The sequence below is a fragment of the uncultured Anaerovibrio sp. genome, from assembly GCF_947302755.1.
Lineage (GTDB): Bacteria > Bacillota > Negativicutes > Selenomonadales > Selenomonadaceae > Anaerovibrio.
Genome location: NZ_CAMYWM010000132.1, coordinates 1 through 6797 on the forward strand (window position 1 = coordinate 1; position 6797 = coordinate 6797).

Here is a 6797-nt window from a genome sequence, read left to right on the forward strand (position 1 = left end):
CTACCTGAAGCCATACTGGCGCCAGCTTGCGCTGGTACTGGTCTGCATCGCGGTAGCTTCCGTCTGCAGCATTTTTCCGGTGGCTTCCACAAAGGCCTCCCGCCGTCGGGGCAATATGGCCGTATGATAGGGAAAGCCCAAGGGCTTTTTGAATAGGGCAGTTACCGCGAACCAGTCCGCTATACCGCCCACCAGGGCCGCCTCCGCACAAAACAGCAGGCCGCTGGCAAAGGTATTGTCCGGATATTCAATATGCAGGCATAGGGCAAAAAGGAATATCACCGCCGCCCCCAGCAGGGTTTTGTCTGCCTTGTTCCAATTTTGCCATATCATGGACTTATCACCTGCCCCGCCAAATACACAACAATATACAACGCCATACCGGCCAACGAGCCTACCACTGAACCGTTGATACGAATCATCTGCAAATCATCGGCTACCTTTTCTTCGGTAAATTCCACCAGCTCCTCATCCGACAGGCTGTTCAGCCGGTCCTGGATCATGTTGGTTATGGTCTGGTGATGGGCCTCAAGCTCCTTGGCCATCCAGGCCTTGATAATGCCATCCAGCTTTTCCTTCCACTCATGATTGTCCACAAACCGCTCCAGCAGCTCCTGAACGGCCTGCTGAACCTTGTAGCCCGCCTCATTACCGGTAAGGACGCCATTAATGTAGTGGTACACCATGGCCTCAATAACCTCAGAGGAAGCGTATTCCGTCAGCGTCCTGGCCAGATTGTCCCTTAGCCGCTGATTTTGACCAAGCAGCCGCATCCGCGCAAGAAACCACTGGAACAGCTCGGTCCACCTTTCCTCACTGGTCCGCACCTCATCAAGCCATTGCTGTGCCTTGCCAACCAGCAGCCTGCTGACCCGTTCCTTATCAAGCCCCATAAGACCCATCACGAAGCCGCGGCCCATACCGTCCCCTTCGTACTTTTCCAGAAATTCCCCCACATGCTCCTGTAAAATGGCGATGAGGGCCTCTTCCTTAAGGATATCCTCCCCCACCAGCAACAGACCCTTAAGAATAATTCCGGCAATTTCCTCATTGGACAGCCGCTCCATCAGGTCATTGGCCATGGCCGGTGCTATCTTCTCATCCACCGCTTCCTTTATAAAGGGAGTTATCCTTTTCGCCATGGCTTGGGCATCCAAATCACGGAACACCCCATCGGCAATTTCCCTGGCCAATACCGCCAGCCGCTCCTTGCCCTGCACATCAATATATTCCGCCAACAGCCCGGCCACATCCTGTTTGTTCACAAATTGCATAACATTTTCCGTGCTGAGAAGGTCATGCCCCACAAATTCCACCAATTCATCCATTATCCGCTGGCGATTTCTTATGATAATTTCTGTTTTATAGGAAATACCCAATGGTTTTCTGAAAATGGCCGTAACGGCAAACCAGTCTGCCATACCGCCTATGGTAGCCGCCAAAAAGCCATTGTGAAGCATGCCGCCCCAAAAGCCGAAGCTGGCCGGCCAGGACATGGTTGCCCCCGCCCCTAATATGCTTATGGCCAACGCCACTGTAGCCTTATATTTCTTTTTCATGTAAATATACCTCGATAATCAAAATGCTGCCTGGGGGAGGGAACTACCCACCTCCCCGGGACAGCATTGAAAATTTATGCCTTCTGGAATACCGCATTCCCCTTAGGGCCCCGTTCCTTGGCTACGGACAGCATCAGCTTGATGCGGTTCATCTGATTTACCTCACTGGCCCCGGCATCACAATCAATAGCCAAAATATTGGCTCCCTTATAATGACGGCGCAGCTCATGAATTACTCCCTTGCCGGTAATATGGTTTGGCAGGCAGCCAAAGGGCTGGAGGCACACCACATTGGGCACATTATTTTTTATCAGCTTCACCATTTCCCCGGTAAGGAACCAGCCTTCACCGGCCATGTTCCCCAGGGACACATGTTCCCGGGCCATTCCGGCAATCTCCTTGATGGTATGGGGCGGCGTAAACCGCTTGCTGTGTTTCATGGCTTTGCGCACCGGCCGGCGATAGAATTCCATCAGCTGAATAAACATCTGGGAAATCAGCTTGCTCTTAAGCTTGCCGTCCAGCAGCTCCCGCTTAACCACCGCATCATAGGCAGAATACATGAAGAAATCCACGAAATCCGGCATTACCACCTCGGCTCCCTCCTCATAGAGCAGGCGTTCAATATGGTTGTTGGCCACGGGATGATACTTGGCCAAAATTTCTCCTACAATGCCCACCTTGGGCTTCCACATGGCCTCATCGATTGGTATCGCCTCAAAATCCTCCACTATGGCCCTAATATTTTGGCTAAACCGCTTATAGCTGCCCTTCCGCTCACTAAGGTCCGCCTTGCACCGGGCCATCCACCTATCGTACAGTCGGTCGCTGTCCCCCAGGGTCAGCTCATATGGCTTGGTACGGTTGCGCACGTTCATAAGAACATCACCATATACGGCGGCCTTGATGGCATCCGTCAGGCTGTCCCGGGTAAAATGAAAGGCATCGGTTTCCAGGCCCCAGCAGGCAAAGACCGGAATCTGGGGATAGCCGGCATCCTTCAGGGCCTGCCGCAAGACATTAATGTAATTGGTGGCCCGACAGGCACCGCAGGTCTGAAACAGCATGACGGAGGTATTGTCAGGATCGCATTTCCCCTGCTGTATGGCATTAATCAGCTGACCAATAACCACAATGGCCGGATAACACATATCGTTATGCACGAATTTCAAGCCCACATCCACAGCACTTCTTGGCATTTCCGGAATAATTACATTGTATCCGTGTTTATTGAGTACTGCTTCAAAGAGCTCAAAGTGAATAGGGGCCATTTGCGGTGCCAGAATGGTGTGGATTCCCTTGCACTCCTCCGTAAAATGAGGCCGCTCAGAAATTTCCAGCTGCTGGTACTCCACCGGCTTCCGGCGGGCCAGGGCCGCAATCAGGGAGCGCAGTCTTATACGAGCCGCCCCCAAATTGCTCACATCATCCAGCTTTATCATGGTATAAATCCGCTCATGGTCCTCCAAAATGGATTTTACCTGGCCGGTGGTCAATGCATCCAATCCACAGCCAAAGGAGCTGAACTGAATCATGGTAACATTATTATGCTCTGCCACATAATGGGCGGCATGATACAGCCTTGCATGATAGCTCCACTGGTTGACAATCTTCAGCGGCTCCGACTTCACCGGCATATGATACACTGCATCCTCGGACACAATGGGCAAATCATAGCCTTGAATCATCTCCGGAATACCGTGATTTATCTCAGGATCAACGTGATACGGACGACCTGCCAGCAAAATCACATGCTGTCCCTTGGCCTCAGCCTCCCGGAGGATCTCCATGCCCTTGCGGCGCACCTCCTCCCGGTAGGCCTCCAGCTCCGCATAGGCCTTGTCCAGAGCCATGGCAATCTCCGATTTGCTCAGGCCCTCTCCCTTGCCCAGCTCCTCATTCAGCCGCTTTGCCATTCTTTTCTTGTCATTTATCGGCAAAAAGGGCTCCAAAAGCTTAACCTTCCGCTCCTGCAGTATATCCATGTTGCTGCGGATATTTTCTGCATAGGAAGCCACCACCGGACAATTAAAATGATTATCCGATGGATGCATATCATCCGTCATATTATAAGGGAGACAGGGATAGAAAATCTTATCCACACCCTGTTCCACCAAATTCATTATATGCCCATGAACAAGCTTGGCCGGATAACACAGGGAATCCGAAGGCACGGTGGCCATACCGCTGTAATACAGCTGAGGGGAGGACTCACCGGACAGCACCACCTCATAGCCCAGCTCCGTAAAGAAGGTAAACCAGAAGGGATAATCCTCGTACATGTTGAGAACCCGCGGTATACCGATTTTGCCCCGTACAGCAGTCTTTAAGGGAACATAATGATTAAATAGCCGGTCATACTTAAACTGATAAATATTGGCGGCCCGTCTGGCCTTCTTCTCCTTGCCGGCCCCCCGCTCACAGCGGTTGCCGGTAAAGTACCGTCCTCCATCCGGGAATATCTGCACCGTTACCTGACAGGCGTTGCCACAGCCCTGGCACCGGAAGGAATTGCTCTTTACCGTAAAGCCCTCCAGCTTATTCAGCGGCAAAATGGCAGAATGCTCCACCCCGGATTCCAGGGATAAAAGGGCTGCACCATAGGCCCCCATCAAGCCGGCAATATCCGGTCTGATAACATTGCGGTCCAGCAGCAGCTCCATGGAGCGAAGCACAGCATCATTGTAGAAGGTGCCCCCCTGAACCACGATATTCTTTCCCAGGGAATTAACATCCTTCAGCTGCATTACCTTGAAAAGGGCGTTTTTTATAACGGACAGGGCAATACCTGCCGATATGTCTCCCACAGAGGCCCCATCCTTTTGGGCCTGCTTGACCTTGGAATTCATGAATACGGTACATCTTGTGCCCAAATCAACGGGAGCCTTGGACTCCAAGGCCTTGGCCGCAAATTCCCCGGCAGTCAGCTTAAGGCTTTGGGCAAAATTTTCAATAAAGGAACCACAGCCCGCAGAGCAGGCCTCGTTTAGGGTGATACTGCCAATGCTTCCCTTGTTTACGTAGAAGCATTTCATATCCTGCCCGCCAATATCCAATACAAAGGACACATCAGGGCAAAATTCCTGGGCCGCCCGTAAATGGGCAAAGGTCTCCACCTCGCCATTATCGGCATGCAATGCGGCCTTCACAATGGCCTCACCATATCCGGTGGTTGTCACCGCCGCAATATAGGTATCCCCATTCATGGCCCCATACAGCTCCTTCATTTCCTCCACCACAGTATGGAGGGGTGAACCATGATTGCTGCCATAGGAGGTATATAAAAGCTCCTTGTCCCGGCCAATAGCCGCCAGCTTGGTGGTGGTCGACCCCGCATCTATTCCCACGTATATCGGACCACTGTAGCTATACAAATCCGCCTTTGGCACCTTATCCCTGTCGTGACGGGCCTTAAATTCCTCATAGGCCTGCCTGTCCTCAAACAGGACAAAATCTGCCTGCTGGCTGTCTGAGGCCATAACCTCCTCAGCCCGCTTAATGCTTTCCTCCAGCTCACCAAAGCTTACAGGACGGGCTTCATCGCTCATGGCCGCCCCCATGGCCACAAAATAATTTCCTTCATCCACCTTTACCACCTTGTCCGGTGACAGCTTAAGGGTATCAATAAATCTTTTCTTTAGCTCCGGCAGGAAATGGAGGGGCCCGCCCAAAAAGGCCACATTACCATCAATGGGCCGTCCCTGAGCCAAATTGCTGATGGTCTGATTTACCACTGCCTGGAAAATAGACAGGGCAATATCGGCCTTGGAGGCCCCGTCATTCATCAATGCCTGAATATCCGTCTTGGCAAAAACTCCACACCGGGATGCAATGGTATAAATCTGCTTTCCCTTTTCGGCCAGGGCATTAAGTCCCTGGGCGTCAGTTGACAAAAGGGAGGCCATCTGGTCAATAAAGGAGCCTGTACCGCCGGCACAAACCCCGTTCATGCGCTGCTCCGGAGCCTCGCCAAAGTAAGTAACCTTGGCATCCTCTCCCCCCAGCTCCACCACCGTATCCGTAGACGGAATAAGGGATTTCACTGCCGAGGCGCAGGCAATAACCTCCTGGACAAAGGGCAGACCTATGCGTTCAGCAATGCCCATACCGGCCGAGCCGGTGAGGGCCAGGGAAAATTTTTTATCTTCAATGACCTTGCTTAAGGCGCGAAGATTATCCTTTAATACGGAATTAATTTCAGAAAAATGTCTGGCATATTTCTTATATACCAGCTCTCTTTCCTTGTTGAGAACTACTACCTTAATCGTGGTTGAACCAACATCAATTCCAACCCGTAAAAGAGTGTTCATTCTTTCACCACCTGAGATCAAAACTCTATCCATATCTATACATGTACAGATATAAAAACCCTAATGTATATTATACAGCTTTTATGAAATTTTTTCCATTTATGTGGCTGACAGTTCCATTTTTTTCTATATTTTAAAAATTTCTATATTGTCAATGGTATAATTGTGCTATAATCTTCTCATGGGATTTTGGGAGGAGTATTATGGACTATAAGGACTATTACATCTTGGGGGAACGCATACACGAAAGTCTGCTGGAGGTACATTCTTTAAAGGATGAAATGAAGCAGCTGGATAAAATGCTGGAGGATATACAGAAAAAATTGAATACCACAATTGATATAGGCAAGGCAGGGGCACTAAACAGTTAAGCTATATTGTGCCGTGCCGCACCAGTACCAAAGTACTATTGTATTGATGTTATTGATGTATTGATGACAAATCCCAACATTTAAGAAAATCGGCTAAATTCAGCTGGAGTCTCATTCTCCGTCTGAATTTAGCCGATTTTTCCTTTATCACAAAGGTGAAAACCCCGGCTTCGGGAATAGGCAGCATAGCTGCTTCATTCCCGAAGCCGGGGCTGTTTCCTCATATTATGGAAGGCCACGCAGGGAACTGGGTTGCCTTGGATAGCTGAAATCTTGGTATGGGTCTGACAGCCGTTCTGGCTTTAAACATCAATATCTTTTTTACAGCCGATGCAGTACCTGTCCCAGCGTTACCTGCTGCAGCCACCTCTACCGGTTTTACGGCTTCATTGTACAACTCATTTCCCATAGTGTTTGCCCCCTTTTGACCTATGCATTAATTTTTTCTCTCTGCTTATACATACGATCAGGGGGAAAATATATTACAAAAAATTTTTTTTATTTACTCAACTTTCCCACCACAAAAATAAAGCCAATTCCTTGAAAATATTGGTGTC

4 protein-coding genes and 1 pseudogene are annotated in these 6797 nt (G+C 50.0%); 1 reads left to right on the forward strand and 4 read right to left on the reverse strand.

The window, feature by feature from the left end:
* Positions 1 to 63: 63 nt before the first annotated feature.
* The 3 genes and pseudogenes from Q0Y54_RS10765 to Q0Y54_RS10775 form a co-directional block, all read right to left on the reverse strand.
* Positions 64 to 333 (reverse strand): annotated as a pseudogene (locus Q0Y54_RS10765) (DUF445 family protein); the annotation flags it as partial.
* Positions 330 to 1559 (reverse strand): DUF445 domain-containing protein, encoded by a 1230-nt coding sequence (locus Q0Y54_RS10770; protein WP_297967593.1) that lies wholly within the window; start codon positions 1557 to 1559, stop codon positions 330 to 332. The pseudogene Q0Y54_RS10765 and the gene Q0Y54_RS10770, both read right to left, overlap by 4 nt.
* Positions 1560 to 1633: 74 nt before the next feature.
* A complete protein-coding gene (locus Q0Y54_RS10775) occupies positions 1634 to 5869 on the reverse strand; it encodes an acyl-CoA dehydratase activase-related protein (protein ID WP_297967596.1) in 4236 nt (1411 codons plus the stop codon).
* Between the two features lie 203 nt (positions 5870 to 6072).
* Here Q0Y54_RS10775 and Q0Y54_RS10780 point away from each other — a divergent pair, with 203 nt between their 5' ends.
* Positions 6073 to 6240, forward strand: coding sequence for a hypothetical protein (locus Q0Y54_RS10780; protein WP_297967601.1), 168 nt, complete (start codon positions 6073 to 6075; stop codon positions 6238 to 6240).
* Between the two features lie 220 nt (positions 6241 to 6460).
* On the opposite strand, the gene Q0Y54_RS10785 is transcribed toward Q0Y54_RS10780, so the two are convergent.
* Entirely contained in the window at positions 6461 to 6649 is a 189-nt protein-coding gene (locus Q0Y54_RS10785) for a hypothetical protein (protein WP_297967607.1), read from the reverse strand.
* Positions 6650 to 6797: the final 148 nt, after the last annotated feature.